Genomic DNA, 25,536 nt, shown 5'->3' with positions numbered 1-25,536 from the left:
CAAGCCACCCGTTTACCCCCACTAGTGCTGGAAGGACCCCGATCGTGACCACCTCCGTCGAGAAGAAGGTCAACGGCGCGTCGCTGGCCTCGCCCGAGCCCCGGTTCGACCCGGTCGCCCTGGCCGAGGCGGAGGCGATCCGTACCAAAGCCGCCGCCGAAGCCGAGGCCCTCCGCATCGAAGCCGCAGGCAAGGCCGAGGCCGAGAAGATCAAGGCAGTCGAGGAGGCGGAGAAGCAGCGCCTCGCCAACGAGCGGGCCAGCCTGCGTTTCCAGCGAGAGAGGTCCGAGCAGCTCGCGAAGATCGAGGAGGCGGAGAAGAAGCGGGAGGACATCGCCCGCGCCCGCCGCGACGCCGACCGCCAGGACCAGGACCGCCAGCAGGCTCAGGCGGCAAGCGTCAAGGCCGTTGAGAAGGCTAGCAAGCGGTGGCGGCGCGTCGCCGTGGCCTTCTACGGTCTCTGCGCTGGGGTCGCTCTGCCTGTCCAGATGGCCGCCTTCTACAACAAGGACGCCAAGTACCTGCTTGCCGCCCCCGTGTTCATCGAGCTGATCGCGCTCGTTGCCCTCGTCGGTGCTGCAGCCGCAGTCACGGCCGGCCGCCCGCACTGGCACTACCGGCTCGTCGCCTGGGGCGGTGCTCTGACCGCAGCGAGCATCAACATCATTCACGGTCTCGCCGAGTACGACCTGGCTACCGCCTTCGGGACCGCGCTTGCCTCGATTGCCGGCCCCGGCATGTGGGACTTGCACGAGCACGGCCGCATCCTCAAGCGCGACGGCAAGCCGTCGTGGCGGGAGCGTCGTGCCGCGGAGAAGGCGGAGCGCGAGGCGGCTAAAGACAGGGCTGCCGAGGAAGCACGGAAGCGCGCCGAGAAGGAGGCTTCCGACGAGGCCGCCGAGGCGGCACGGCAGGAGCTTCGCGAGATCCGGCAGACCGTGTTCAAGGACGTGTGGGCGGAGGCCGTGAAGATCGGTGCCGCGCTCGGCAAGGCACCCGACGACCCGGCCGTATGGCCGCGCGCCTACCGCAACATCAAGGGCTGCGAACTGGGTGAGTCCATCGAGTCCATCACGGGTCGTCGGACCGCCGAGAAGCGTGCCGAAGCAGCCCTCACCGGCACCCCCGTCGCCACCCTCGGCAAGACCACGAACGCGCAGCGTGCTGCTCAAATGCCCCCCGGCCCGAACCGGGTCCTGAAGACCCGCGCTACCCGCCGTCGAGGCGACACCCCGAAGTACGTCGGCGCCGCCCGAAAGCAGGCCGCCATCACGGCCAAGCAGGCCGCCAAGAACGACCGCCCGAACGACGTCTAACCCACCACTCAGGAGAAAGCCATGAGCATCACCTTCCGTCGGATCGCCGTTTCGGGCAGCGCGGCCGTTGCCCTCCTCGGCGGCGCCGCCGCCATCATCACCGCGACCGCCCCGCCGGCTGCCGCCGCCGAGACCCACGCCGTCGTCGTCGAGCGGGCCGTGACCGCCCCCGTGACGCTGCCCGACGGCCGCACGTTCCGGGTCACCGGCATGGGCGGCTACGGCCACCGCGCCACCGAGGCGCACATCGCGACCGTCGCCGCCTACAAGACCGGCACGCAGACCCCGAACAGCTTCAACGACAGCGGCTCCGGTGCCCAGCTGCAGGCCCCGTACAACACCGGCCAGACGCCCGCCGACTACCAGCAGATCCAGGCGCAGACCGCGGGCGGCGGCACGATCGCCGTTGGGATCGTCGCGATCCTCGTGCTCGGCATCATCGTGTTCTTCAAGGTCAAGGGCGGCCACATCAAGGCCATGGACGCGACCCTCGTGGGCCTGCTCGGTATCTCGCTGGCCGGAACCATCGTCGGCTCCATGGGCTCCTCGCTCACCAACTCCCTGGTCGGCTCCCTCGGCAACATGCTCGGCGGCCTCGGCTAGCCACCACCCCGGCGGGGCCGAACGGCCCCGCCCCCGACACCTGGAAGGACCGGCCAGTGGCCACCGAAACCCCGCCCCGCCCCGACTACGCACCCGCCGCGCCAGTTGCCGAGGACGTACACAAGGAGGCGACGGAGCAGACCCGCGGCGACCGCATCAAAGCCGCCCTCAAGGAGCAGCACGGCCACGCATCCGCCCGCACCAAAGACTGGCTGGCCGGCGGCGACCTCGACCCGGTCACCGTCATCCAGCTGGCCACCGACAAGAAGCAGCGCAAGCACGCCGAGCAGGTCGCCCAGCAGGAGCGACGAGCAGCCGAAGCCCGCGGACGCTTCCACGTCGCCAAGCAGCAGGCCGACGTCGAGGAGGGAAACCAGAGTGCGGCCCGCCGCCTCGCACCCCTCGCCGGACAGGCCGCGAGCGAAGAAGCCCGTCTCGAAAGCCTCCGCAACACGCCAGTCCTCCCGCCGAACGACCGGGAGATCAACGCTGCCCAGCAGGGCAAAAAGGCGCAGCGAGCGGCCATCCTTGCAGGTGGAGGCGTCATGTCCCTGCCGGTCCTCGGTACAGCCGTCGAGCAGGCCGCCACGGGCCAGCCGCTCATCCTTGCATTCGTTGCGGCAGGGGCAAGTTGGGGCTGGTATGTGATCTCCCGGCCGTTCGTCGCCCGCGGCAAGGAGGGTGAGGCCCCTTTCGGCCTGACCCCGGCAGGGATGTTGCCCGCCACGTTCCAGGCGGAGCCGGCCGGGGGAGCGCCGATAGTCGGCGGGAACGTGCTCATGAACGTCGAGCAGCTCGCCGAAGGCGCCAAGCCCTTCCCCATCCGGAACGCGCGCACGCCCCAGCAGCTCGCTGAGTGCGTCCTGCTCGCGGCGCGCGCCGAGAATGTGCCGATCGTCGAGGTGTCGGACGTACAGCGGCAGCCGTGGGGCTGGCAGTGCACCGTCCGCGTCAGCGACGGCACCCCCGAGGCGATCATCGCGAAGAGTGGCGACCTGGAAACCAAGTTCGACCTTCCGACCAACGGCGTCCGGCCCCAGCCGATCAAGGCCCGACGGGCGTGCGCCATCCTCCGCCTCGTCGAGGGCGACCCGTTCGCATCCGCCCCCGGCCTGCCCTACCGCGCCGCCAAGTCCCTGTCGATCACCGACAAGTTCCGCATCGGCACCAGCGTCGGCGGCGACCCCCTGGAGATCTCCCTGGCCGGCGTCATGGGCCTGTGGGTCGCCGCCTCGGGTGGAGGAAAGACCGGCATCCTCCAGGCCCTCGCCGAGGGTGTCACCGCCTGCCGGGACAACATCACCATCGACCTCGACCCATTCGGCGACGGGCTCGAAGACCTCGGTGACGCGGTCAGGATCACCGCCCGCTCCAACGAGCAGATCGAAGCCGTCCTGCTGTTCTTCCTGGTCATGGCCAAGGGGCGGGCCCGTCTGCGGGCCAAGCTCGGCATGGGAAAGAAGTGGAAGGCCAGCCCGGAGCATCCCGCCGTCACGATCTTCTTCGACGAACTCCCCAAGGCCAGCACCCTGGCGAAGCGCCTGTACAACGACCTGCTGCTCGTCGGCCGCAAGGAGCTGATCGTTGTGGAGGCCGCATCGCAGGGCGGCCAGAGTTCCTATCTCGGGGCGAACATCGCCCAGATGGTCGCACTCAAGGCCGTCGGTCCCTGCAAGGTCGAGGACACCAGGTCGGTCCTCGGTGACGGCTCCGTCAAGGAGGGATACCTGCCGCACCGGCTGTCCCCGGCCACAGCAACCGACCCCAAGGACGCCGGCCACATCTTCATCCAGGGCGTCCCCGGCATGGCCGACGAGCCGATCGAGTACGCCATCCATGAGGTGCCGTCCGCGACCCTGCGGCAGCTCGGCCAGGAGCGGCTGGAAGCCGGACTGCTCGACCCCGACCAGGACAGCCTTGACGCGATGAAGGGCGTGGACCTGCCCGAGTACGTCGAGCCCGAATACGACAAGGACGGCGACATAAAGAAGCCCGCCCCGGTCGAGCTGCTCACCTGGGAGCAGCTGCTGAGGCTGTGCGGCGCCGAGCCGCCCGCGGGCGTGGAGCTCACCGACGGGCCCGCGCGCGCCGCGGTCGAGGACTCGGTGGACGTCATGGTGAAGGCCGACGTCGACCGGATGAAGACCGAGACCCTACTCGCCGCGCTCCAGGAGCACGACCCCGACGCCTACAGCGAGATGACCGTCGAGGAGTTCAAGGCGCTCATGGCGAAGGCGGGTGCGGGCGGCCCGATCACGCTCGGTCCGATCGGCGAGGAGAAGAATCCGCGCGGTTTCAAGCGTGATCGTCTCCGCCATCTGCTGTGACCGTTGCGCGAAGTATGCACCCCTGATCAGGGCTTGCTCAGCCCTGCTCAGGCCGCGAACCCGCAGGTCGCAGCTGCTCAGCCTGCTGCTCACGGCCTGCTCAACCTCTGCTCTGAGCAGCGTCTGAGCAGGCCCGTGAGCAGCCCTGACCTGCACCTTTGCTCGCTGAGCAGGACTGAGCAGCAAGAACAAACCATCGCAATCCTTACAAAGGAGACCCGTCATGCCCAAGACCTGGCAGCCCCACCAGGCGACCCAGTTCGCCCGCCAGCTCCGCCTCGGACAGACCTACTACTACGTCAACACCCACGACACGAAGCACAACCCCTACGAGGACTCGAAGACGTACAGCGAGGTCGTTTTCACCGGGCACCTGCCGTTCACGAACAACCCGTGCACCGACGGCGGCTACAGCGCCCACACCCTGTGCCAGAACTTCGGCCCCATGTACGACACGCCCCCGCGCGGCCTGCGCAACCTCGACGGCCCCGCCCCCCAGGTCGGCGCACCCCTCGGCAACGACTACCGCGGCTACCTCGACGAGGCCGAGATGAGCGGCCTGGAGAAGCACGTCCGCAACAGCAGCGACCCCCACACCCGCCGCCGCTAAGCCACCCCAGCCAGACAACCCAAACCGATCAAGGAGTCCGCATGCCGTACACCCACCAGTCCGTCCGCGACTACGTCGCAGCGAAGAAGCGCGGCGACCGCGCCACCACCGACCGCATCCTCGCTGAGGTCCAGGCCCGCTTCGCCACCCGCACCACCGACGGCAGCGAAGCCGCCGAACTCCTCGACGCCACCATGGCCGTCCGCTTCGGCGAAGACCTCTGACCTCCAACCCCACACAACTACAAGAAGGGAAACGCACATGCCGACCAAACGGGAACTGCTCGCACTCGCGGCCAACACCGAAAACCTGATCGCCAAGACGTCGCAGCCCGACGCGTTCCAGCTGAGCCAGCGCGACCGGATCATCGCTGCCGCTCACGCCGCCGGGATCACCGACGCCGAGATCAGCGCCGCACGCCAGGCGCGCCAGTAGCCAAGCCGGGGCGCCCCTTCCCGCCTGCCAGCACTCAGGGGCGCCCCATCCACCCACCACGCGCATACGCGCAGAAGGCAGCCCCTACGTGACCACGCCCACCCTCATCGCGGCAAGCCCGCACCCCGCCCCCGAACTCGACCTCGACACCCGGTTCGTGCTCCTCAACGTCGAGATGGACGCCCGCCTCGAACAGGCCGCCGTCGCCTTCGAGGTCAACACCGCCCACCTGCCCGGCGCCGACCCCACCCCCGACATCCCCGACACGGTGCCGCTCACCCCGGCACCCCAGCCCAGCACTTACAGCACCCCGCTCGCCGACCTCCTCGACCGGGCCCGCCACTACATCGCCACCCGAGGCCTCCTCCGCGGTGCCCTCCGCGACGACGCAGACGTCGAAGGGGCCCGCTGCCCCATCGGCGCCATCCGCTACGAAGCCGGCGCCAACCGCTGGCTCGCCGACGACGCCTGCATCCTCCTCCTCGACGTCATCCAGGCCGAGTTCGCCGACGCCGAAACCATCCCGTCCTGGGTCGACGCCCAGACCAGCCCCGCACCCGTCCTCGCCTGCATGAACCGCGCCGCCGAACTCGCCCACACCCGCAACCTCTGAGGAGCCGTTATGCCCGCCATCTGCGAGCACACCCGAACCGCCGTCACCACCGAACCCCAGCACATCCGCATCCGCGGCAACCGAACCCACGTCGACATCGCCATCGCCTTCACCGCCACCTGCCCCCACGGCCACCAGCACACCCTGCACATCGTCGACATCCAGAACTGGGACCAGGCCATCGACGAGATCAGCTACTGGACCAACGGACACATCGACGCCTGCCCCGGACCTACCAGCCTCCCCGCATCCGCCTAGCCCACCCACTCGAAGAGGAGAACCACATGCCCAAGCCCACCCCCGAGCAGATCCAGGAAGCCGGCCGCCAGCTGCAGCGCGGCGGACTCCTCGGCACCGGCAGCAGCAAACTCGCCGACCGGCTCGTCGAAGAAGCAGGCGACAACGGCCAGCAGGTCGCCGGTCAGATCCTCGGTGCCGCCGCCGACCACAAGCCCCGCCCGTGGGCGCGGTAGCAACAATCTGACCTACGACACGCCAGGGCCCCGGCTGGGATCGTCTCCGGCCGGGGCCTTCGTCGCGGGTACGGCGCGCGCCATCCACCGCTGGTCGGTCAGCTGTCGGGGCGGCATGGCTGGTGCGAGACCGGCGTCGAGGAGCAGCTGCCAGCCCTCCGCCGTCTCCCGCTCGTCATCGCCCTGCACCGTGAATCGAAGCGCCATACCGGCAGTGTGACGCGCGGCGTAGGGGAGTGGTGCGGGTTCGGGGAATCAGGCGTCGGGCTCGGGCGGTGCGGCCTTGTCGGCTCGCTTGCCGCTGGTGCGTCCTTCGGCGATCTGTTGGGCGCGCGCCCTGCTCAGGCCGAGCTCCTTGCCGACTTCGGCGTGGCTCATGCCGTCGTCGCGCATCTCCTGTACAGCGCTTTGACGGATCTCTCGCAGCCAGTGCTGAAGCTCGGGGATGGCCTGCAAGGCGGCGCCGACGGTCTTGGCGCGCTGGGTTGGATCGCCTTGCTCGGCGAGGTGTTTGAGGTTCTCGAAGGGGGTCGGCGGCGTCGTCATGGGTTCAGTGTAAGGGGTGGGTTGACATGCCGTAAGGGGTGCCCGTACAGTGGAGTCATCGCCAGGGAGACCAGCAGGGAGACCGCCTTGAAGACCGTGACCGGCATCGACTGGACCCTCGTCGTCAACTTCGACAACCACGGCTCCCTCTGGGGCGTCGACACCGTCGAGGACGCCGAGCGCGTCATCGACTGGGAGCGTGTCAGTGGAGCTCGCATCGACGAGTGGCACGTCGCCGACCGTAAGGGACTGCCCATCCGGATCGTGCGGATCGCCGACCCCGAGTTCCTCGACACCATCTGCGTCTTCCCCGCCGAGTGCCCCGACTGCGGCTCGCCCGTCACGACGCTCGCCTGGGTCTCCGACGAGCACCACCCGAAGTGCTCCCACCGCGACCCGAACTTCTAGACCGCTCAGGGCCCGGCCACCACCGGCCGGGCCCGCTGATCCACCGCACATCCGCACCAAGGGGGAAGCCCAGATGATCCGCTCGACCCGCACCCGCCGCCCCATCGCCAACCGGGTGCTCGCCGCCGCCAGCCGCACCATCAAGGCCCTCGCCTACCGCACCCTCTCCGGCGCGATCGCGGTCCTCGTCGACGCTGGCAAGCTCATCCGCACCGGCGACTTCCTCCAGCGCATCGGCGGCGCGGACCTCCCCGACGAGGAGTAGCCGTGGACTGTGACTGCGACCGCTGCTGCTCTCGCTGCCCGCACGGCCCCGACTGCACGCCACTCGGCGAACCCGACGACCCGTCCGACGCCTACAACGAATGACAGCCCACCCGATAGGAGTGCTCATGCAGGTCATCACCGTCACCAAGGATGGAACTCTCCGGATCGAGTTCACTGCCGACGAGGCCAAGCAGATCCGCGAAGCCCTCGAACGGGACTGGAACAGCACCTTCAGCCCGGCCAAGGAGTTCGTCCGCTACGTCGACACCCTGTACGGCGAGCAGCGCCGCCCGACGTTCCCTGGCGGAGCTGGCTGACCCGCACGCGCCGAAGGCCCCGATCCGCCGTCCGGACCGGGGCCTTCGCGCTGCACCCTCAACTGCCGTTGCTCGCCGCCTGCCGCCGCTGCCACCACCGCCAACCAGCGCGCGGCGCCTCCCAGTACAAGACCCGCATGATCCAGTAGCAGCCGTACAGCATCCACCACATCAGCTGGAACATGCCGACCATCGCGGCGATACACAGGCCGAAGAACCCGGACGTAGCACGCCCCGGCGACGCCGACACACGGAGCGGACCAATCCCACCCGACAAACGGACACCCACAACGAACCCCCCAACACGCGATGCGGCCCCCGCCGCACGGTGCCGGGATAGTACCGCCGCCCGCATGCGTGAGGCCCCGGAGCCGCCAAGCCCGGGGCCTCACGTGTTCCGCCGCCCTCAGCGGTTCTTGCGCCCCCGCGACTGCCGCGTCCGCGCCGCCTTGCGGGACATGGTGCTGCGCTCGACGTGCGTCCGGCCCGCGTTCGAGATCCGCGCGGCCTTCGACTTGGAGGCGCCCTTGCGTCGCAGCGCGCGATACACGGCCTGCCTTGATCGATACACGAAGCCCCAGCGTCCGCCGCGGTCGGAGACCATCCCCTCACCTCGCGATCGAATCGAAGCCACATAGGGTGTCTTGGCCTACGATTCAAAGGTAACAGGGCTCAGGAGGCATCTACCATGGCCACAAGCGCGCCAGAACCGGCAGACCCCGAGGACGCCATCCTCGACGCCACCCCCGACGACCCCAACGCCAGCCGACGCCGCGAACACGGACGCAACGGCCGCTTCACCCGCACCCTCGCCAGAGTCCGCCGCGACGCCCAAGCCGCCGAACTCCGCGCCGAAGGCCACACCTACAAGCAGATCGCCGACGAACTGGGCTACTACGACAAGAAGGAAGCCTGGACCGCCGTCCGCCGAGCCATCGCCGACGTCGCCCGACCAGCCGTCACCAAACTCATCAGCACCGAATCCGCCGAGCTCGACACCCTGTACGCCGAAGCCCTCGCAGTCCTCCAACGTGACCACGTCACCGTCTCCCACGGCAAAGTCATCATGTGGCTCAACCCGGAGACCCAGGAGGAAGAGCCGCTCCTTGACGACGGCCCGAAGATGCAGGCCATCCAACTCGCTCTGCGGGTGAGGGAGTCTTACCGCAAGCTGCACGGCCTGGACCAGCCCGCAAAGATCGACGCCACCGTCCACGAAGTCACCCAGCAGGACCTCGAACTCCAGGAGATGCTCCGCGAGGCCAAGGCCAAGACGGCAGCCGAGGAGCAGGAGATTCGCGCCGGCCGCGAGGCCTGACATGACTACCGCAACCCGCACCGGCTATCTCGAGGGCCTCGACGCCGAAACCTTCAACCTGCACGCCTACCTCGCCCAATTCGACGCGCGGCTCCTCGCCGACCCCGAAGGCCGGCGCACCCTCACCCGCCTCGACCCCCTGCTGTTCGCCCTCACCTACCTTCGCCACCACCTCAAGGACTCCGAAGGGAACATCACCTTCGGCGACGCACACCTCGACTGGAGCCGCGCCGGCCGTCGCTGGATTCGCCCTCCGTCCGGGCCCGCGGAGGAACGTGATGCCTACATCGCGCCGCGGAACACCGGCAAGAGCACATGGTGGTTCCTGCTGCTGCCGATGTGGGCGGCTGCGCACGGGCACATCCAGTTCGCCGCAGCGTTCGCCGCCTCGGCGACGCAGGCCGAGACGCACCTTTCGACGTTCAAGCGGGAGATCGACAACAACGCGCTGCTGCGCCGCGACTTCCCCGACCTGTGCGCGCCCGCCAAGCGCCCGTCAGGGGCGAGTGTTGCGGACACCCAGAACATGTACGTCTCCAAGAGCGGGTTCATCTTCGCGGCCCGCGGCATCGACTCCAGCTCCCTCGGCATGAAGGTGGAGGAGAAGCGGCCCGACCTGCTACTCCTCGACGACATCGAGCCGGACGAATCCAGCTACAGCGCCGACCTTGCGGCGAAGCGGCTGACCACGCTGGTGGATGCGATCCTCCCGCTGAACATCTACGCCCGCGTCGTGATCTGCGGGACCGTCACCATGCCGGGCAGCATCATCCACCAGCTCGTCAAAGCCGCGAAGGGCGTACACGCTGAGGCGTGGATCCGCGAAGAGGGCATCCGGGCCCACCACAGCCTGCCCATCGTGCAGCGCGCGGACGGCACGGAACGGTCGATGTGGCCGGCCAAGTGGCCCACGGCCTACTTGGTCGAGATCAGGCACACGAGGTCGTATGCGAAGAATATGGCCAATGACCCGCTGGCAGCAGACGGGGCGCTGTGGAAGCCAGAGGACTTCCGTTACCCGCTGCCGGACGAGGGCTTGGACCCTGTGACGCACATGATGCTGTCCATCGACCCTGCGGTGACCGCGAAGAAGTCGTCCGACTTCACCGGGCTGGCCGTGGTGTCGTGGTCGGCGCAGAAGCAGCGGTGCACGGTGCATGCGGCGTGGGCGGTGAAGCTGACGCCGGGCCCGCAGCTGCGGGATCGGGTGCTGGCGATCCTGGACGAGTTCCCGCGGATCGGTCTGATCATGATCGAGGTGAACCAGGGGCACGACACGTGGCAGTCGGTGCTGCATCACATGCCGGTGAAGGTGAAGCCGGTGTCGCAGAACGAGCCGAAGTTCACGCGCGCTGAGGGCGTGTTGAACCACTATCAGCGTGGCCGGGTGCTGCATGCGCGGAAGCTGCCGGAGTTGGAGCAGCAGCAGTGCACGTTCCCGAAGGGCCCGAATGACGACATGGTCGATGCGGTCGGGTCGGCTGTGCGGCGGTTTATTCCGGCGGTGAAGAAGAAGGGCTCGCCGAGTGCGTCGCGTGCCAGCTACGTCTGATCCTGCGATCCATCGGCCGCATCACCCTCGTGGGGGCACATCCAGTTGTTGGATAGTGGCGCTATCCTTCGATTCAAAGGTCACGGCTGGGAGGTCGCATTGGAAGACGACGTGAACGTCGACCCCCGCGCCGACCTCATGTACGGCATCGAGGAACTCACCGACGCTCGCCCCCGCTACGACCAGGCGCAGACCTACTACGACGGCAAGGTCCCCGAGGTCTTCACCAGCGTCCGCCTGCGCCGCGCCCTCGCCGCCCACAACATCGACTTCGACCTCAACTTTGCGAAAACCCCGGTCAACGCGGTCACGAACCGGCTGAAGATCGCGGCCATCACCAGCCCCGACGAGGCGACGAACCTCCTCATCTCTCAGATCTGGCAGGACAACCAGCTCAATTTGGAGATGAAGAACCTGTTCCGGCGGGCGGGCGAGTACGGCGACGCCTACCTGATGGTCCTGCCCGTTGAGGACGAGCAGGGGAATGTGCTGCGGGTTGAGATGTTCTACAACTCGCCGCAGACCGTGCGCGTGATCTACGACGAGGAGAATCCGCGCCGCAAAGCGTTCACGATCAAGAAGTGGCGTGACGGGCCGTTCCTGCGGGCCGAGTTGTACTACGACGACCGCACCGAACGCTGGACCACCAGCCAGAACTCCACCGGGGAGAAGGCTGCCGACTGGCTGCACTGGCCCGCCGTCGAAGACGATCCCGAGTCGTGGCTGATCGACCACGACTGGGGTGAGCAGCCCGTCTTCCACTTCCGCACCGACCGGCCTTACGGCGTCCCCGAGCACTTCGGGGCCTACGGCCCGCAGAACGCCATCACGAAGCTGCAGGCCACCCACATGGGCACGGTCGACTACCAGGGCGCCCCCCAGCGGTACGCACTCACCGAGACCGCCACCACGGACACGTCCGACCTGGAGCCGGGCGACTTCGACGACGATGACTGGCCGCGCAACGACAACGGCGCGGGCCCGTCTGATACCGGTGACGACAGCTCGTTGAAGGCCGGGCCGGGTGAGATGTGGCTGCTGCGCGGCTACAAGTCCGTCGGGCAGTTCGACGCAGCGAACCCCGAAGTGTTCCTCAACCCCATCAACTTCAACGTCCGTGCGATGGCGCAGATCACCGACACCCCGCTGCGCATGTTCGACCCGCAGTCGTCCAGCCAGCGATCCGGGGTCTCCTTCCAGGAGGAAGACAGCCCCTTCATCAGCAAGATCGAAGACCGGCAGACCGGCTACGGCGCCGAAGCCCACGCCGCATTCGTGTTCGCCCTGCGCCGCCTCGGCATCGACGACCCGGTCGTCACCGTCGACTGGGTGCCCGCCCGATCCGTCACCGACGCGCAGGGCTGGCAGACCGTCGAAGCGAAAATCAGGGCCGGAGTCCCGCGCCGTCAGGCGTTGATGGAGGCCGGATATCGGGCCGAGCAGGTCGACGCCTGGCTCACGGGCACCGATGATGCGGAACTTCAGCGCCGCGTCGATGTCCTCGCCGCCCTGGCCGACAGTGCGCAGAAGCTCGGCGCAGCCCAGGCCCTCGGCGTCATCACCAGCGATCAGGTGAGCGCGCTCATGTCCGGTGCGATCGACGACCTTGAGGCGCTCGCGCAGGCGCAGGAGGACAGTTGATGCCGTACAGCAGCGACGACCTGTTCCGCCTCGTCCAGGACGAGCACACCCGGCAGGTCATCGACCTCGAGAAGCGCATCGGGGTCGCGGCCGTCGGTGACAGCGACACCCTGTTCGCGGAACTGATCCGCCGCACCCTGGCCGCATGGACGCACACATTCGGCGGCCCCGACCAGGCGGCAACCGCGGGTGACCTGCTGCGCCGCATCATCGCCGCCGCCCGTGCCGCGATCCGCCGCATCCTCGACGCCCTCGCCCCCCGCGCCACCGCAGCCCTGGAAGGCGCGCTGGCCGAAGCTCTCACCCTCGGCGCCCGGCAGGGCATCGAGTTCGCGCGCGCCGCATCCGGCCGACGTCGGCCGGCACCGAAGCTGACGCCCGGCCGCGCTCTGCGTGGTGAGGCTCGCCGCCTCGTCGACGTGGTCGTGCAGCGCCGGGACCGTGCCCTGTTTCTCCTGCATCCGGACCGTGTGACGCGGTGGACGCACCTCCTGACCGGGCTGGCCGCTGGCCGCGCAGCTGTCTCCGCGACCCGCGGACACATCGCCTGGGTTGTGGGTACGGCCGTCAACGAGGGCTTGGACACAGTTACCCGCGCGGTGAGGGGAGTGCGGCTGTGGGTGTCCGAGGCGGACGCGTGCGTTCGCTGCCTCGCCTACACGGGCCGTTCCGCCCCTGTCGGTGAGCCGTTCCCGGGCGGCCTGTCCTGGGACCCCCGGCAGCGTCGCACTTCGGCGCCCGCCGTTGACGGGCCGCCGCTTCACGGTCACTGCCGCTGCCGCACCGTCCCCTGGCGCGAGGCGTGGACGGCGGACGGGGTCCCGTTCCCTCTCGCTTTGCGGCGGGAGGCGCACCGGTCTCTCGCCTACGGCGTGGCGCGCCCCTCCGAATCCCGGGCCGCCAGGCTGCGTGCCGTGCGGGAGCTCCTGCGCACCGAACCCGACCTGCTGCCCGCTGTTGAAGCCCGCGCCCGTACAGCGCTCCGCACCGGCCAGTTCGCGACGGCCGCATAAACCCCGGCGCCCGTGACGGGCCGCCGCCAAACCCCGTGATGGGAGAACACCATGGGCATCCACCCCAACGTCGAGCAGGCCGAAGGCATCAGCCTCCCGCCCGGCACCATCCTCGGCTACCGCGCCGACGGCCGGCCGATCCACGTCATCGCCGGTGGCGCGGAGACGGACGACGACCCGGACGTCGAAGTCCCCGACGAGGAGCCCGAGGCGGAGCCGGACACGGACGCCGAGCCGGAGCCCGACGAGACGCCGAAGCCGAAGCCCCCGGCGAAGAAGACCGACGAGCCCGAGGACTTCAAGCCGCCGTCGAGGGACGAGTGGGCGCGCACGCAGGCCGCATTGAAGAAGGCCAACGACGACGCCAAGCGGCACCGGCTCCGCAACAAGGAGCTCGAGGAGAAGGCGCGCGGTGACGAGACCGAGCACGAGAAGGCCCTGCGTGAGGCCCGCGAGGAGGGCGAGAAGCGGTTCCGGGAGCCGATGAAGAAGGCCGGGGTGCGGGCGGCGCTCGCCGAGGCCGGGTTCGCGACCCCGGACCGGCTGCTGAAGCTCATCGACTGGGATGCCGTGTCGGTCGACGACGGCGGTGACCTCCTCGGTGTCGAGGCGGAGGTCGACCGGATCAAGGGCGACTACCCGGAGCTGCTGCCGCAGGACAAGCCGAAGCCGAAGGTGCGGCCGACGGGTGCGCCGAAGCCTGCCGCGGTGGAGAAGCCGAAGTCCACTGCGGAGAAGCATGCGGCCCGGATCCTGGGCAGGGCTTGACGACCACAGGTATATTCATCACCAGGTGAATTGCTTCGGTGATCGGAGCAGCCCACCGCCCTTGATTGCGAAGGCGCCCGTGATGGGGCCCGAGCCCCAACTCGTCTCCCCATCACGCGCCCGCAGGAGGGCCCAGTGGCACGCAACACGCTTGAGGCGTGGATTCCTGAAGAGTGGGACTCCAGCCGCGTCATCCAGTCCATGCTCCAGGTGTCCGCCGTCGAGTCCCTCGCGGCCCGCATCCCCATGGGATCCGACACCAAGCACGTCCCGAGGACAGCCGGGATGGGCGTCGACGTCGTCGCCAAGGGCGGCGCGTATGGCGAGGACACCTCCCTCAACGACGAAGTACTCCTCAGCGCGATCAAGTTCGGCAAGGCCGCGCGGATCGCCGAGGAAGACATCGACGACTCGGTGGCCAACGTCATCGAGGCGAAGATGATCGGCTGGGGCAAGTCCTACGCCAAGATGATCGACAACGCGTCCCTCGCCGTGTCCGCCGCGTCCAACGGCACCACGGTCCCCTTCACCAGCCTCTACCAGCTACTGAACACCACCGACGCCACGCTCTCCTACACCGGCGGCACGAACATCACCACCGCCGCCGCCTCGGGCGCCCCGACCTACGGCGAGTTCTCCACCGCGATGGGCAACGTCGAGGGCGGCGACTACTTCGACCCGAGCAGCATGGTCGCGATCGCGCACCCCGCGTTCCGCAAGAGCCTTCGCGGCGTCGTCGACGGCCAGTCCCGCCCGATCTTCAACGAGAACGGTCAGGGCACGCCCGACACCATCTTCAACGTCCCGGTCCGCTGGTCCCTCGGCGCGAAGATCTCCGCGACCGCCACGCCGTCCCCGACCGGGCGGCCGATCATGGCGTTCGTCAACCCGGAGCTCATGCTCCTCGGTATCCGCTCCGGCCCCGAGTCCGTGTTCATCGACGGACGCGACGGCCTCAGCGCCCTGACGGACGAGTCGATCCTCAAGATGCGCGCCCGCCGCGGCTGGGCCTACGGCCACCCGGGCGGCGCCAGCATCCTTGTCGGCTGACCCACCCCCAAACCCCGTACCGCCCGTGGCTCCGGGCGGTACGGCGGCCAGCAGGGAGGTGAGCCATGACAGCGAGGAAGACCACCAGCAGCAAGACCACGGCCGACAAGCCGAACCAGACCGAGGAGCAGCTGCGGCAGCGGCAGTTCCCCGCGAAGGCCGGCGCCCCGGACGTCGAGGTCGACGAGCGTTCCCCGGACGGCAGCAAGGGCACGCGGCACGTGAAGGAGTTCGTCGTCCGCGCCGACACCTGGACCGGCGAGGACTACCAGCACGAGGCGAACCGGGCCGCCCTCGTCGGCGAGGCGATCCAGCGCGGCCTGCACCCGCGCGGCGACGTCTCCTTCGACGGTCAGGAGGAGCACCCCGACGGCAAGTCCCTGGTGCTGACCTATTCCGTAGAAACGGTCCCGTCGAGCATCGACGACAAGGCCGAGGACACCACCACGCCCCGCGACGTCATCGAAGCCGACGGCCAGGACACCAGCAGCAGCAAGGCCGAGGGCTGACATGGTCAACGCCTGGGCGAGCGCACAGGACGTCATCACCGCCACGGGCGTCACGGTGACGGACCAGCAGCTTGCCCAGGCCCAGTCGGACATCGAGATCTTCACCAACCGGATCTGGGACGACACGCCTCGGATCCGGGCTCGGGATCTCTACTGGCTGGGCCGGGCCGTCGCCCGTCAAGCCGCGTGGTTGGCGGGCCAGTTCGGGCTGGAGACGCGGCTGGATGCCACGCAGATCCAGCAGGACCAGGTCTCCACCACGCTGCAGGGCGACGGCCTGGTCCTCGCACCCATGGCTGCCCGCGCACTGCGGCGGGTGTCGTGGATGCGGTCGAGGACGGTGCACATCCGCTCGGCGGTCGAGGGTGCGGGCCCGCTTGTCGGTAACGCGCTGTCGGATGCCGCGGACGATTCGCTGGTGTGGGCGCCGTACCACGGGGGTGTGTGATGCAGGCCATCGCGACGACCACTGTCAGCATCCTGCGGGGCACGACGACTGACGGGTACGGCGACGAGGCCGACACGGACACCCCGCACCTCACCGGGATCCCCGCGAGCTTGACCGAGCAGTCCCGCCGGGTCACCACCCGCGACGACCCGACGCCGCGCATCGTCCGCTACGCCGTCGCCCGCGTGGCCGCCGGCACGGACGTCACCGATCAGGACCGGGTGCGTGACGAGCGGACTGGCGCCGTCTACATCGTCGACGCCGTGTCCGGCATGGCGAACCCCGCATTCGAGGTGGACCGCCGCCTCGACCTGCGGCGCACCACCTGACCAACAACCGAACAGGGCCACATGCCCGGGGAGACCGGGCGGTCATCGAGCACAACCCACCTTCGGAGAGGAGGCGGCCATGGCGCGATCCGGTGTGCGGATCGACCCCTCAGCACGCACACACGTTGATGCGGCGATCAGCGACTGGATGCAGGACGTCATCGGCGACGCCATCCTCGGCGACGCCCGCGACTACGTCCACAAGCAGTCCGGCCGCCTCCACGACTCCCTCCGCTCCGAGTGCCACGACAAGGTCTTGCGGGTCGGCTCCCTCGACTGCAACTACGCGACAGACGTGGAACTCGGGACGGCACCGCACGTCATCACGCCGCGGAACAAGAAGGCGCTCTACTGGCCCGGGGCGGATCACCCGGTGGCCCGCGTCAACCACCCCGGCACGCCGCCCATGCCGTACCTTCGCCCGGCTCTGTTCCAGCGGAGGACGGCATGAGCCTCCAACTGCGGGCCACCCCCGAACTCGTCGCCACCGCCTGGCTGAAGACCGTGATAGGCGACCGCGTCGCGACCATGCTGCCCAAGGACAACACCACCTGGGCCGCATCCGGGTTCTGCACCCTCACCGTGGCCGGCGGCACCCCCAACGCCTACGTGCCGCTGCGGGACCCGGTGATGGGCGTGGACTGCTGGGCCGTCAACCCGCAGTCGCAGAAGCCGCCGTGGAACAAGGCCGCGATGCTGGCCGCCGCAATTCAGGCAGCCTGCTACGACCACCCGGCGATCCCGCAACGGGTCACCCTCCCCTCCGGTTACCCGCAGGCGCAGGTGCTGTCCGCATACACCACTGGCGACGCCCGCCGTGTCCACGACGACGCCTCCTCCTACGCCCACTACTCGATCCCCGGCCTGGTCATCGCATGGACGGAGGTTCCGTCATGAGCGGGCGGTACGCCATCCAAGACGCCGGGCTCGGCGGGGACCTCCTCACCTGGAACGGGCGAGTCATCGTCCACAACTCCCGAGGCGAACTGGAGTTCCTCCTCACCGGTGACATCCGCATCATCGACTGCCCGCGGTCCATTCCGCCCGAGCAGACCATCGAGCTGCGGCATCACCCGCAGTTCTCCCACCACCACTTTCCACTTCGCCGAGAGGACTACCCCTGATGCCGACCGTCCGCACGACCTTCCGACCCGACCTGGAGTTCGAGGTCGACGACGCCGAGTACCTCGACCTGCAGCGGCAGGGCCTCCTTGTCGAGGGGGACGCCGACCAGGACGTCCCACCCGGGACCGCAGCCCCGGCCGCTCCAGAGCCCGCACCGCAGCCCGCGGCCGTCGCGCCGAAGAAGCCCGGCACCACCAAGGAGAGCTGACCCATGGCCGTCACGACCACCAACCTGATCCAGGGTCCGGCGACCCTCTACAAGGGCGCGTTCGGTGCGACCGAGCCCACTGACACTGCGGTGAATGCCGCGCCGGCTGCGTCGGCGTGGACGGATCTGGGCGGCACGCAGGACGGCGTCAAGCTGTCCGTCGACCAGACGTACTCGGAGCTGGAGGTCGACCAGATCACTCTGCGCGTCGGCTCCCGTCTGACGAAAGCGGACTTCACCATCGAGACTTCCCTCGCGGAGGCGACGCTGGAGAACCTGTCGCTATCCCTCAACGGGGGCACCTCGGCTTCCGGCGCGGGCTGGAAGAGCTACGACCCGAACGTGTCGAGCTCGGCGACGCAGCCCAGCTACTTCGCGCTCATGATGGACGGCTACGCGCCCAGCCAGTTCACTCGCCGCGTCATCGGCCGCCGCATGCTCAACACCGACAGCAGCGAGCTGGCCTACACCAAGGACAAGCAGACGCTCATCCCGGTGAAGTTCGCCGGCCACTACGTGTCCAGCGTCATCGCCCCCTTCCACATTGTGGATCAGACCAGCTAGTCGGTCGCCCACCCCTGCCCGTAGCGAGGAGCACCACCCATGGCATCCACCACCAAGTCCCGCACCCGCCAGACGACCGCCGCCCGCACGCAGGCCGCCAAGGCCGTCAACGGCACCGCCGACACGGGCGACTTCGAGCCCATCCACATCCCCGCCAACGAAGACGTCATCGAAGAGCGCGTCCCGCTGTTCTTCATCGGCGACGACGAGTACACGATCCCCAAGTCCATCCCCCCGGGCGTCGCCCTGGAGTTCCTCCGCGAAGCCCGCGAACACGGCCGCGACCTCGCCACCGCCCCCCTCCTCAGTCGCGTTCTCGGCGAGGACGCCTACACGGCGCTGGAACAGTCCAAGGCGCTCACCGAGGACCAGATGGAGTGGATCGTCGACAAGGTCCTTGACCTCGCCCTCGGAAGGAAGAAGAAGGAGGGAAAAGCGAGGTAGACGACCGCAAGCCGTGGCTGAAGCTCCTCGACGACGTCAAGGAGCCGGAGTGCACGGAGGTGGTCGCCGACCGGGCCGAGGAACTCCTTTGGGTTCTCGATCACTTGGACGATCTGGACGCGGATTTCCTCGCGATCTACGGCATCGACCTTGAGCAAGTCGAGATCAGCGCACGACGGTACTTCGCGCTGGCGTATCGGCTGACCGCCTACACGGGCGTGATGGCCGCAGTCGCCGAAGAGGAACGCGAAGACCGCCCAGCCAGCACTGCCCCAACCCGCACCAGCACCACAGCCGCCCCGACTGGGAGCGGCACCGGTGAGGCCACCGAGGTCTCACTGACCCAGTTCCGGGCGCAGTTCCCGGGGCTCGTGAGCGTGACACAGGGAGGGTAGATGGCCGGGGCCTTTCGCATCGCAGAGGGTTACGTGGAAGTAACCGCTGATGAGAGCGGCTACGACCGTGCCATGCAGCGGCTGCGGCAGTCGAAGAACAAGGCCACGGTCACCCTCGACATCGACGACACGGCAGCCCTGGCCAAGCTCCGCCGCTTCGCAGACGAGCACTCCCGCACCGTCCTCAAAGCCGTCATCGACGCCGACATCAACGACGCCACGATGCGCCGCGTCACCGCCAAACTGGACCGGCTCACCGCCGATCGCGTCGTCAACATCCGCGCGAGCGTGGACACCCGCGTTGCCGCGGCCGAGATCCGCAACCTTGTCCAGCGCCGCCAAGTCCGCATCGGCGTCGACGTCGACACCCGCGTTGCCGCCGACAGCATCGCCAACCTCACCCGCCGACGGCAGATGACCGTCCAGGCCCGCGCAGACACGACGGCCGCTGACGCCTCCCTCCGCCACCTCACCCGCGACCGCACCGTCAACATCCGCACCCGCACCATCGGCGGTCTCGGCGGCCTGGCAGGTCTTGGCGGCAGCGCAGGCAGCTCCGCGGGGGGCGTCAGCCGCCTCGCATCGAGCCTGTCCAGCCTCGCCGCACTCGCCGTCGGAGCCCTCCCGACGATGGCGTCCCTCGGCCAGGCACTCATCCAGATGGGACCGGCTGCCGCTGTGGCCGCGCCCGCGGTGCTGTCGCTGGCGACGGCGTTCGCCGCGGTCAAGGTGGGCACGTCGGGGATTGGGGATGCTTTCAAGGCGGCGTTCGCGCCGGCCACCTCGTCGGCGGGTGCGGCCACGAAGTCCACCCGCACGTTGGAGAACGCGCAACGCTCTCTGGCGAAAGCGCAGCAGGGTGTGAAGGACGCTGAGGTCCGGGCGGCTGAGGCGCGCGTTGCGGCGGCCCGGCAGATCGAAGACGCCCAACGCTCCCTGAAATCCACGGTGCAGGACGTCGCCGACGCCAACCGCAGGGCAGCCGAACAGGTCGCCTCCGCCGAACGCGACCTGGCCGACGCGCAGCGGGCCGAACGGCAGGCGCAGCGGGACCTGACTGACGCCCGCAAGGAAGCCGCCGAAGAACTCCAGGATTTGAACAACCGGCTCGAGGATGCCCAGCTGGACCAGCGGCAGAAAGTCTTGGACCTCCAGGACGCCGAGCAGGAGTTGGCCGCGGTCAAGGCGAAGGGCGGCAAGGCGGGGGAGGAGGCGTTCGACAAGGCGCAGTTGCAGTACGACCGCGCGGTGCAGGCGCTGGAGGAGCAGCAGACCGAGACGGCCCGCCTCGAGCAGCAGACGAAGGACGCGAACAAGGCCGGGGTCGAGGGCTCGAAGACCGTCGTCGACGCCAAGCAGCAGATCGCCGACGCCAACCAGTCGGTGACCGACAAGACGCAGGCGTTGCGGGATGCGGAGCTGGAGCAGACTCGGGCGACCACGGACGGCCTGCAGCGGGTCATGCTCGCCGAACGGGACGTCGCCGACGCCCGCGAAGCCGCCCGTAAGGCCGCAGTCGACGGGGCGCGGGACATCAAGGACGCGCAGGACGCCGTAGCCGATGCTGCTCGGGCGCTCGCCGAAGCTCATACCGCCGGCGCGGTTGCGGCGAACAAGCTCGGCGACGCCATGGCCCGCCTCTCCCCGAACGCGCGGGAGTTCGTCAACGCCGTCATCGCGCAGGGTGCCGCATGGCGGTCGCTGAAGCTGGAGGTGCAGGACCGGCTGATGGCCGGACTCGGCGCCAAGTTCACGGAGTTGTCGACCGCGGTGATTCCGCCGCTGCGGGCCGGCCTCGGCGGCATGGCCGACAACCTTAATCGGGTTGCGAAGAACGCCGCGGATGCGGTCATCGAACTGTCGAAGACCGGCCAGCTCAGGCAGATGTTCGACGGCCTCAACGCCGGATTCGGGAACCTCAACAGGATCCCCGGCCAGATCATCACCGGCCTCGCCCAGATCAGCATCGCCGCGAGCCCGGCATTCGCCAGGCTGACGGCTGCCGCGGCCGATGCGGCGGACCGGATCACGCAGAAGCTCGGCGACGCCTTCAAGTCGGGGGCATTGCAGGAGTCGATCGAGGGCGCCGTTGATGTCGCCCGCCAGTTCGGCCAGCTACTCGCGGACGCCTTCGGGACGCTCGGCAACATCATGAAGGCCGCCGCAGCCGGGGGCGGGGACGCGCTGGGGACGCTCGGCAGCGTGTTTGCGGAGCTGCGAAGGATCACGGCGATGCCGGAGGTTCAGGCCGCACTGACGTCGATCTTTACGGCGGTCAACTCGATCGCGAAGCTGTTCGCGACCACCCTCGGCTCCGTACTCGAGGCGGTGCTGCCGCTGCTGGCCGCACTCGCCCCCGTCGTCACGGAACTCGCAACCAAGTTCGGGCCCGTCCTCGCCGACCTCGCGGGCGCGCTCGGACAGGCCCTGATGCCCATCGTCGACGCCCTCCTGCCGATCGTCTCCGACATCGGCGACATCCTCGTCGGCCTCGTTCGCGCGGTCATGCCCCTGCTGCAGCCGATTGGCGCCCTGCTGGCGGCGATCGTCACCGCGCTGGCGCCGGTGTTCTCGGCGATCGGATCCGCGCTGGTGCCGCTGGTCGCGGCGCTCGCGCAGGGCCTGATGCCGGTGGTTTCCGCACTGGTCCCGGCGGTTCAGATGCTGGGCCAGTTCATCGCCCAACTCGCCCCGGCGATCACACCGATCGTGACTGCGCTGATCCCGCTGCTCCCGGCGATCGCCGAGCTGACGGTGTCGCTGCTGAACTTGGCGCTGCAGGTGATCGGCCCGCTGCTCCCGCTGATTGCCCAGTTGGCGATGGCGATGTCGGGAACACTGGCGGGAGCGCTCGGGATCCTGGTGCCGGTCATCAACACGGTCATCGGGTGGCTGACGAAGTTCACGGACGCTGTGACGGGCGTGGTGAAGTGGATCGTCGACCAGTTCCAGCACCTGTACGACGTCCTCGTCGGGCACTCCATCATCCCCGACTTGGTGAAGGCGATCATCTCGTGGTTCACGCAGCTGTGGACGAAGACGAAGGAGATCTTCACCCAGCTGAAGCAGGGCATCATCGACCGCTGGAACGCCATGTGGAAGGCCGCGAGCGATCGGTGGAACTCCTTCTGGACGAGCCTGCGCACCAATCTGTCGAACGCCAAGACATGGGCCCTGAGCTGGGTCAGCGGCTTGCGTACCTCGTTCACCAACAGCTGGACGGGCATGTGGAACACCGCCCGCGACCGCCTCTCGTCCACGATCACCACGCTCAAGAGCAAGCTCGGCGAGTTCAAAACGTGGATGCTCAACACCGTCAAGGCCCTGCGTGACGGCTCAGGGAACCTGTGGAACGGCATCAAGTCGAAGTTCTCCGCACCCGTGAAGTGGGTCATCGGGAACGTCTACAACAACGGGCTCCGCAAGATGTGGAACTCGATCGCCGGGAAAATCAACTCCAAGATCACCCTTCCGACCATCTCGCTCGGCTTCAACAAGGGCGGCGTCGTCCCCGGCACCGGCAACAGCGACACCGTCCCCGCCATGCTTACCCCCGGTGAACGCATCCTCTCCAACGAGCAGGTCACTGCTCTCGGGGGGCACCGCGGCATCGACGCCATGCTCGGCAAGGACCACCCGACCAAGACCGGCGGCAACCCGAGCAGGCAGCAAGAGAAGCAGCGGTACCAGGCCACCCCCCACTTCGCGTCTGGCGGCATCGTCGGCAAGGTGACGGGCGCGATCGGCGGGGCCGTCGGCTCGGTCGCCTCGTGGGCGAAGGACGTCGTCGTCGGCGGCCTCAAGGCAGCCGCGCAGAAGGCCCTCAGCGCGCTCGTGCGGCCCCTCATCGCACAGATCCCCGGCGGCAACGCAGGCATCGGCGGGTTGTTGAAGGGCCTCTCCAACAAGGCCGTCGACGGAATGATGGGCTGGCTCGGCAACGAGGACAAAAAAGCCGTCGGCGGGCCGGCCGTACAGAAGGCCCTGTCGTGGGTGAAAACCCAGAACGGGCTCCCGTACCAGTGGGCGGGCAACGGCAACCCCAGCTGGGACTGCAGCGGCCTGATGTCCGCGATCGAGTCCGTGATCCGCGGGGAGAAGCCGCACCGCCGCTGGGCAACCGGCAGCTTCGCCGGGAACAACGGCCCGTCCGGCTGGGTCCGCAACCTCAACAGCCCCTTCATGATCGGCATCACGAACGCTGGCGTCGGCCACACCGCGGGCACCCTCGCCGGCATGAACGTCGAGTCCAGCGGCGGCGCCGGCGTCCACATGGGCAAGAGCGCCCGCGGCTACAACAACTCGATGTTCACCAGCCGGTGGGGCTTCGCGCCAGCCGCGAAGTACGACAGCGGCGGCCTGCTGCAGCCCGGCGCGACGATGGCTGTCAACGCGACCGGCCGCCCCGAGCGGGTCCTCGACGCGCAGCAGACGGCCATGTTCGAGCAGCTCGTCACCAGGGGCGGCGCTGCAGGCGGGGTGACGATCGAGAACATTACGGTCTCCGGCACGTTCGACTTCTCCAGCCCGTCCAGCAGGAAGGCCGCAGCGAACGCCATGGTCGCCGAGATGAAAGAGGCTCTCCGCCTCTACGACAGGGGTCGTGCCCGATGAGCTCGTACAACTGGGGTGACGTCCAGCTCGGCCGGGTCCCGCTGCGGGAGACGTTCGCCGTTTCGGAGTCGGGCGGTGACGGTCGCGGTCTCGACCTTGAAGGGCAGGAGTCGTATCCGCCACTCACCCGCGACCAGGTGATCGCCCGCCATGACGGGATCAACGCGCTCATCGCCGGGCAGGTCATCGCAGTCACCTTCACGGACAAGCCGGAACGCAACGGCTACTACGCGGTGAAGTCCGCGGGGGCGGCGTACACGGAGAACCTCGGCGAGCGCGTCACCTCCGACTGGAAAGTCAGCCTGGACCGGGTCGGCTCCGACGCCGAAACCGACCTCCAGAGCAGGCTCACCGGCGCCGTCCGCCTCAACGACTTCTCCCTCACGGGCGAACGCTGGCACGCCCCGCCCATCGGCCACTACGCCTACTACACCGGCGGTACGAACCCGACCACCATGACCCGCACCGGCGCCGACGGCACGATGACCGTCTACCGCGGCGTCGCCTCCGGGGTGTCCCCACGGTGGGGCTGCCCACCCACCTCGTACCTGACCGGCCGCGCGAAGGCGACCACGACCGGCAGCCAGGAGGTGTACGGCACCGACGTGCCGCTCGCGGCGACGGGCTGGGCGCTGTCGAACGGCTTCGTCAACATCACCACGTCGGCGTCCGGGTCCCTCGACGTTCAGACCTACTCGGGGGGCGCCTACCACTCCAAGGTCTGGAACGTCAGCGTGGCCGGGTCCGGGGCCTCCATCTCCTCGTGGGACGGGACGACCCTCCTGCGCAACGACCCCGAGATGGTCATCCTCCGCTTGGTGAAGGGCCTCAACCCGGGCCGTGCGACCCTCGACCTCACGCTGCGCCGCGGCTCCCGCTTCGTTGAGGGCTACCTCCAGACCGGCACCTCCGCCACCCTCGCCGCATACCGCGCCACCCTGGAGACCAACACCTCAGCCGCGGCGTCCGGGTACGTCACCGCGACCGCGGACGACGCCGACGGCAACGTCTTCGTGTGCGGCTCCGCCCGCACGTTCACCGCGCACGCCAACGGCGGCCTCATCAAGCCCGCCGCGACGGCGATGGACTTTTTCATTGGCGCCGTGGCCTCCCAACCCACCCTCAACACCAACCCGACCTTCGAGACCGACACCTCCCAGTGGACGGCCGTCAACGCCACCCTCACCCGCTCCAACGCCCAATCGAAATACGGCGGCTGGTCCGGACTTCTCACCTCCACCGCAGGCTCCACCCCGCGCGCCGAGCACGCGCGCGCCGCCGTCACACCGGGACAGGGCATCCGCGCCTCCGGCTGGCTGTACTCGCCCGCCACCGTCGGCACCAGCCTCGGCCTGAACGTGAACTGGTACGACGCCTCGCTCGCCTACCTGTCGACGTCATCGAACTCGTCGACCCCGGCATCGGGGGTGTGGACGTTCATGGACGCCACGTTCACTGCGCCCGCGAACGCCGTCTGGGGCGGCCTCTTGTACGCCATCAACGGCACTCCGGGCGCCGGGGTTCTGCTGTACGGCGACGACATCCGCCTGCGGGCCGCAACCCCGACCGGCGACACGGCGACCGACCTGAGGAACCAGTACCTCGCGGCGATGCCGGAAGCCGTCTACGGGACCAGGAGGTAG

The 25,536-nt window shown here is 68.8% G+C and carries 34 protein-coding genes; 30 read left to right on the top strand and 4 right to left on the bottom strand.

Features of this window, described 5'->3' with window-relative positions; genetic code table 11:
* Window positions 1–44 precede the first annotated feature (44 nt).
* From QF027_RS06790 to QF027_RS06750, 9 genes are all read left to right on the top strand, one after another.
* Complete coding sequence (locus QF027_RS06790; RefSeq protein WP_307073378.1) at window positions 45–1,316, top strand: hypothetical protein; 1,272 nt, start codon at window positions 45–47, stop codon at window positions 1,314–1,316.
* Between the two features lie 21 nt (window positions 1,317–1,337).
* On the top strand, window positions 1,338–1,919 hold the full coding sequence (locus QF027_RS06785; RefSeq protein ID WP_307073377.1) for a hypothetical protein: 582 nt from the start codon (window positions 1,338–1,340) through the stop codon (window positions 1,917–1,919).
* A gap of 56 nt (window positions 1,920–1,975) precedes the next feature.
* Window positions 1,976–4,246, top strand: a complete 2,271-nt coding sequence (locus QF027_RS06780) for a hypothetical protein (protein WP_307073375.1) — start codon at window positions 1,976–1,978, stop codon at window positions 4,244–4,246.
* A 223-nt stretch (window positions 4,247–4,469) separates the two neighbouring features.
* Window positions 4,470–4,856, top strand: coding sequence for a hypothetical protein (locus QF027_RS06775; RefSeq protein ID WP_307073373.1), 387 nt, complete (start codon window positions 4,470–4,472; stop codon window positions 4,854–4,856).
* 41 nt (window positions 4,857–4,897) lie between these two features.
* On the top strand, window positions 4,898–5,080 hold the full coding sequence (locus QF027_RS06770) for a hypothetical protein (protein ID WP_307073371.1): 183 nt from the start codon (window positions 4,898–4,900) through the stop codon (window positions 5,078–5,080).
* A gap of 37 nt (window positions 5,081–5,117) precedes the next feature.
* The gene (locus QF027_RS06765; protein ID WP_307073369.1) at window positions 5,118–5,291 is read left to right on the top strand and encodes a hypothetical protein; all 174 of its coding nucleotides are present in this window, start codon (window positions 5,118–5,120) and stop codon (window positions 5,289–5,291) included.
* A gap of 88 nt (window positions 5,292–5,379) precedes the next feature.
* Window positions 5,380–5,904, top strand: coding sequence for a DUF6197 family protein (locus QF027_RS06760; protein ID WP_307073367.1), 525 nt, complete (start codon window positions 5,380–5,382; stop codon window positions 5,902–5,904).
* Window positions 5,905–5,913: 9 nt separating this feature from the next.
* On the top strand, window positions 5,914–6,162 hold the full coding sequence (locus QF027_RS06755) for a hypothetical protein (RefSeq protein WP_307073365.1): 249 nt from the start codon (window positions 5,914–5,916) through the stop codon (window positions 6,160–6,162).
* A 26-nt stretch (window positions 6,163–6,188) separates the two neighbouring features.
* Complete coding sequence (locus QF027_RS06750; protein WP_307073362.1) at window positions 6,189–6,377, top strand: hypothetical protein; 189 nt, start codon at window positions 6,189–6,191, stop codon at window positions 6,375–6,377.
* A 12-nt stretch (window positions 6,378–6,389) separates the two neighbouring features.
* Here QF027_RS06750 and QF027_RS06745 read toward each other — a convergent pair whose 3' ends face one another.
* Window positions 6,390–6,584 carry a hypothetical protein gene (locus QF027_RS06745; RefSeq protein ID WP_307073361.1) on the bottom strand — a complete coding sequence of 65 codons (195 nt, stop codon included), beginning with the start codon at window positions 6,582–6,584 and terminating at the stop codon, window positions 6,390–6,392.
* Between the two features lie 48 nt (window positions 6,585–6,632).
* Window positions 6,633–6,923: a sigma-70 family RNA polymerase sigma factor gene (locus tag QF027_RS06740; RefSeq protein WP_307073359.1), complete on the bottom strand. Its 291-nt coding sequence runs from the start codon at window positions 6,921–6,923 to the stop codon at window positions 6,633–6,635.
* A gap of 87 nt (window positions 6,924–7,010) precedes the next feature.
* Here QF027_RS06740 and QF027_RS06735 point away from each other — a divergent pair, with 87 nt between their 5' ends.
* From QF027_RS06735 to QF027_RS06725, 3 genes are all read left to right on the top strand, one after another.
* Complete coding sequence (locus QF027_RS06735; protein ID WP_307073357.1) at window positions 7,011–7,331, top strand: hypothetical protein; 321 nt, start codon at window positions 7,011–7,013, stop codon at window positions 7,329–7,331.
* A 73-nt stretch (window positions 7,332–7,404) separates the two neighbouring features.
* Window positions 7,405–7,596, top strand: a complete 192-nt coding sequence (locus tag QF027_RS06730; protein WP_307073355.1) for a hypothetical protein — start codon at window positions 7,405–7,407, stop codon at window positions 7,594–7,596.
* 127 nt (window positions 7,597–7,723) lie between these two features.
* Entirely contained in the window at window positions 7,724–7,915 is a 192-nt protein-coding gene (locus QF027_RS06725; protein WP_307073353.1) for a hypothetical protein, read from the top strand.
* Window positions 7,916–7,973: 58 nt separating this feature from the next.
* On the opposite strand, the gene QF027_RS06720 is transcribed toward QF027_RS06725, so the two are convergent.
* Both QF027_RS06720 and QF027_RS06715 read right to left on the bottom strand, forming a co-directional pair.
* A complete protein-coding gene (locus QF027_RS06720; protein ID WP_307073351.1) occupies window positions 7,974–8,099 on the bottom strand; it encodes a hypothetical protein in 126 nt (41 codons plus the stop codon).
* A gap of 222 nt (window positions 8,100–8,321) precedes the next feature.
* Window positions 8,322–8,519, bottom strand: coding sequence for a DUF7218 family protein (locus QF027_RS06715; protein ID WP_307073349.1), 198 nt, complete (start codon window positions 8,517–8,519; stop codon window positions 8,322–8,324).
* 84 nt (window positions 8,520–8,603) lie between these two features.
* On the opposite strand from QF027_RS06715, the gene QF027_RS06710 reads away from it, so the two are divergent.
* From QF027_RS06710 to QF027_RS06625, 18 genes are all read left to right on the top strand, one after another.
* Window positions 8,604–9,233 carry a hypothetical protein gene (locus tag QF027_RS06710; RefSeq protein WP_307073347.1) on the top strand — a complete coding sequence of 210 codons (630 nt, stop codon included), beginning with the start codon at window positions 8,604–8,606 and terminating at the stop codon, window positions 9,231–9,233.
* A gap of 1 nt (window position 9,234) precedes the next feature.
* Window positions 9,235–10,785, top strand: a complete 1,551-nt coding sequence (locus QF027_RS06705) for a hypothetical protein (RefSeq protein ID WP_307073345.1) — start codon at window positions 9,235–9,237, stop codon at window positions 10,783–10,785.
* Between the two features lie 99 nt (window positions 10,786–10,884).
* On the top strand, window positions 10,885–12,426 hold the full coding sequence (locus QF027_RS06700; protein ID WP_307073344.1) for a phage portal protein: 1,542 nt from the start codon (window positions 10,885–10,887) through the stop codon (window positions 12,424–12,426).
* Complete coding sequence (locus tag QF027_RS06695; RefSeq protein WP_307073342.1) at window positions 12,426–13,439, top strand: hypothetical protein; 1,014 nt, start codon at window positions 12,426–12,428, stop codon at window positions 13,437–13,439. The genes QF027_RS06700 and QF027_RS06695 overlap by 1 nt, the downstream gene beginning before the upstream one ends.
* Window positions 13,440–13,490: 51 nt before the next feature.
* Window positions 13,491–14,207: a phage scaffolding protein gene (locus QF027_RS06690; protein WP_307073340.1), complete on the top strand. Its 717-nt coding sequence runs from the start codon at window positions 13,491–13,493 to the stop codon at window positions 14,205–14,207.
* A 135-nt stretch (window positions 14,208–14,342) separates the two neighbouring features.
* A complete protein-coding gene (locus QF027_RS06685) occupies window positions 14,343–15,257 on the top strand; it encodes a phage major capsid protein (RefSeq protein ID WP_307073338.1) in 915 nt (304 codons plus the stop codon).
* Window positions 15,258–15,322: 65 nt separating this feature from the next.
* Window positions 15,323–15,766 (top strand): hypothetical protein, encoded by a 444-nt coding sequence (locus QF027_RS06680; protein WP_307073336.1) that lies wholly within the window; start codon window positions 15,323–15,325, stop codon window positions 15,764–15,766.
* Window position 15,767: 1 nt separating this feature from the next.
* On the top strand, window positions 15,768–16,214 hold the full coding sequence (locus QF027_RS06675) for a hypothetical protein (RefSeq protein WP_307073334.1): 447 nt from the start codon (window positions 15,768–15,770) through the stop codon (window positions 16,212–16,214).
* Window positions 16,214–16,543 carry a hypothetical protein gene (locus QF027_RS06670; RefSeq protein WP_307073332.1) on the top strand — a complete coding sequence of 110 codons (330 nt, stop codon included), beginning with the start codon at window positions 16,214–16,216 and terminating at the stop codon, window positions 16,541–16,543. Before QF027_RS06675 ends, QF027_RS06670 begins: the two co-directional genes overlap by 1 nt.
* 79 nt (window positions 16,544–16,622) lie before the next feature.
* On the top strand, window positions 16,623–16,994 hold the full coding sequence (locus QF027_RS06665) for a hypothetical protein (RefSeq protein ID WP_307073331.1): 372 nt from the start codon (window positions 16,623–16,625) through the stop codon (window positions 16,992–16,994).
* Complete coding sequence (locus QF027_RS06660; protein ID WP_307073330.1) at window positions 16,991–17,440, top strand: hypothetical protein; 450 nt, start codon at window positions 16,991–16,993, stop codon at window positions 17,438–17,440. Before QF027_RS06665 ends, QF027_RS06660 begins: the two co-directional genes overlap by 4 nt.
* Window positions 17,437–17,667, top strand: a complete 231-nt coding sequence (locus QF027_RS06655; RefSeq protein ID WP_307073328.1) for a hypothetical protein — start codon at window positions 17,437–17,439, stop codon at window positions 17,665–17,667. Before QF027_RS06660 ends, QF027_RS06655 begins: the two co-directional genes overlap by 4 nt.
* Window positions 17,667–17,876, top strand: a complete 210-nt coding sequence (locus QF027_RS06650) for a hypothetical protein (RefSeq protein WP_307073326.1) — start codon at window positions 17,667–17,669, stop codon at window positions 17,874–17,876. Before QF027_RS06655 ends, QF027_RS06650 begins: the two co-directional genes overlap by 1 nt.
* 3 nt (window positions 17,877–17,879) lie before the next feature.
* A complete protein-coding gene (locus QF027_RS06645) occupies window positions 17,880–18,440 on the top strand; it encodes a phage tail tube protein (RefSeq protein ID WP_307073324.1) in 561 nt (186 codons plus the stop codon).
* 39 nt (window positions 18,441–18,479) lie between these two features.
* Window positions 18,480–18,884, top strand: coding sequence for a hypothetical protein (locus QF027_RS06640; RefSeq protein WP_307073321.1), 405 nt, complete (start codon window positions 18,480–18,482; stop codon window positions 18,882–18,884).
* Between the two features lie 59 nt (window positions 18,885–18,943).
* The gene (locus QF027_RS06635) at window positions 18,944–19,279 is read left to right on the top strand and encodes a hypothetical protein (protein WP_307073319.1); all 336 of its coding nucleotides are present in this window, start codon (window positions 18,944–18,946) and stop codon (window positions 19,277–19,279) included.
* Entirely contained in the window at window positions 19,280–23,893 is a 4,614-nt protein-coding gene (locus tag QF027_RS06630; protein ID WP_307073317.1) for a hypothetical protein, read from the top strand.
* Complete coding sequence (locus QF027_RS06625; RefSeq protein ID WP_307073315.1) at window positions 23,890–25,536, top strand: hypothetical protein; 1,647 nt, start codon at window positions 23,890–23,892, stop codon at window positions 25,534–25,536. The genes QF027_RS06630 and QF027_RS06625 overlap by 4 nt, the downstream gene beginning before the upstream one ends.

This window comes from Streptomyces canus (assembly GCF_030816965.1).
Lineage (GTDB): Bacteria > Actinomycetota > Actinomycetes > Streptomycetales > Streptomycetaceae > Streptomyces > Streptomyces canus_E.
Note: the sequence above shows the minus strand (reverse complement) of the source record. Positions and strands in the feature narration are given on the sequence as shown.

Coding starts and splice junctions, on each gene's coding strand:
- QF027_RS06785 (WP_307073377.1), top strand. CDS start 1,338: ATGAGCATCACCTTCCGTCGGATCGCCGTTTCGGGCAGCGCGGCCGTT.
- QF027_RS06775 (WP_307073373.1), top strand. CDS start 4,470: ATGCCCAAGACCTGGCAGCCCCACCAGGCGACCCAGTTCGCCCGCCAG.
- QF027_RS06770 (WP_307073371.1), top strand. CDS start 4,898: ATGCCGTACACCCACCAGTCCGTCCGCGACTACGTCGCAGCGAAGAAG.
- QF027_RS06765 (WP_307073369.1), top strand. CDS start 5,118: ATGCCGACCAAACGGGAACTGCTCGCACTCGCGGCCAACACCGAAAAC.
- QF027_RS06755 (WP_307073365.1), top strand. CDS start 5,914: ATGCCCGCCATCTGCGAGCACACCCGAACCGCCGTCACCACCGAACCC.
- QF027_RS06750 (WP_307073362.1), top strand. CDS start 6,189: ATGCCCAAGCCCACCCCCGAGCAGATCCAGGAAGCCGGCCGCCAGCTG.
- QF027_RS06745 (WP_307073361.1), bottom strand. CDS start 6,584: ATGGCGCTTCGATTCACGGTGCAGGGCGATGACGAGCGGGAGACGGCG.
- QF027_RS06740 (WP_307073359.1), bottom strand. CDS start 6,923: ATGACGACGCCGCCGACCCCCTTCGAGAACCTCAAACACCTCGCCGAG.
- QF027_RS06730 (WP_307073355.1), top strand. CDS start 7,405: ATGATCCGCTCGACCCGCACCCGCCGCCCCATCGCCAACCGGGTGCTC.
- QF027_RS06725 (WP_307073353.1), top strand. CDS start 7,724: ATGCAGGTCATCACCGTCACCAAGGATGGAACTCTCCGGATCGAGTTC.
- QF027_RS06720 (WP_307073351.1), bottom strand. CDS start 8,099: ATGTTCCAGCTGATGTGGTGGATGCTGTACGGCTGCTACTGGATCATG.
- QF027_RS06715 (WP_307073349.1), bottom strand. CDS start 8,519: ATGGTCTCCGACCGCGGCGGACGCTGGGGCTTCGTGTATCGATCAAGG.
- QF027_RS06710 (WP_307073347.1), top strand. CDS start 8,604: ATGGCCACAAGCGCGCCAGAACCGGCAGACCCCGAGGACGCCATCCTC.
- QF027_RS06705 (WP_307073345.1), top strand. CDS start 9,235: ATGACTACCGCAACCCGCACCGGCTATCTCGAGGGCCTCGACGCCGAA.
- QF027_RS06695 (WP_307073342.1), top strand. CDS start 12,426: ATGCCGTACAGCAGCGACGACCTGTTCCGCCTCGTCCAGGACGAGCAC.
- QF027_RS06690 (WP_307073340.1), top strand. CDS start 13,491: ATGGGCATCCACCCCAACGTCGAGCAGGCCGAAGGCATCAGCCTCCCG.
- QF027_RS06680 (WP_307073336.1), top strand. CDS start 15,323: ATGACAGCGAGGAAGACCACCAGCAGCAAGACCACGGCCGACAAGCCG.
- QF027_RS06675 (WP_307073334.1), top strand. CDS start 15,768: ATGGTCAACGCCTGGGCGAGCGCACAGGACGTCATCACCGCCACGGGC.
- QF027_RS06670 (WP_307073332.1), top strand. CDS start 16,214: ATGCAGGCCATCGCGACGACCACTGTCAGCATCCTGCGGGGCACGACG.
- QF027_RS06665 (WP_307073331.1), top strand. CDS start 16,623: ATGGCGCGATCCGGTGTGCGGATCGACCCCTCAGCACGCACACACGTT.
- QF027_RS06660 (WP_307073330.1), top strand. CDS start 16,991: ATGAGCCTCCAACTGCGGGCCACCCCCGAACTCGTCGCCACCGCCTGG.
- QF027_RS06655 (WP_307073328.1), top strand. CDS start 17,437: ATGAGCGGGCGGTACGCCATCCAAGACGCCGGGCTCGGCGGGGACCTC.
- QF027_RS06650 (WP_307073326.1), top strand. CDS start 17,667: ATGCCGACCGTCCGCACGACCTTCCGACCCGACCTGGAGTTCGAGGTC.
- QF027_RS06645 (WP_307073324.1), top strand. CDS start 17,880: ATGGCCGTCACGACCACCAACCTGATCCAGGGTCCGGCGACCCTCTAC.
- QF027_RS06640 (WP_307073321.1), top strand. CDS start 18,480: ATGGCATCCACCACCAAGTCCCGCACCCGCCAGACGACCGCCGCCCGC.
- QF027_RS06630 (WP_307073317.1), top strand. CDS start 19,280: ATGGCCGGGGCCTTTCGCATCGCAGAGGGTTACGTGGAAGTAACCGCT.
- QF027_RS06625 (WP_307073315.1), top strand. CDS start 23,890: ATGAGCTCGTACAACTGGGGTGACGTCCAGCTCGGCCGGGTCCCGCTG.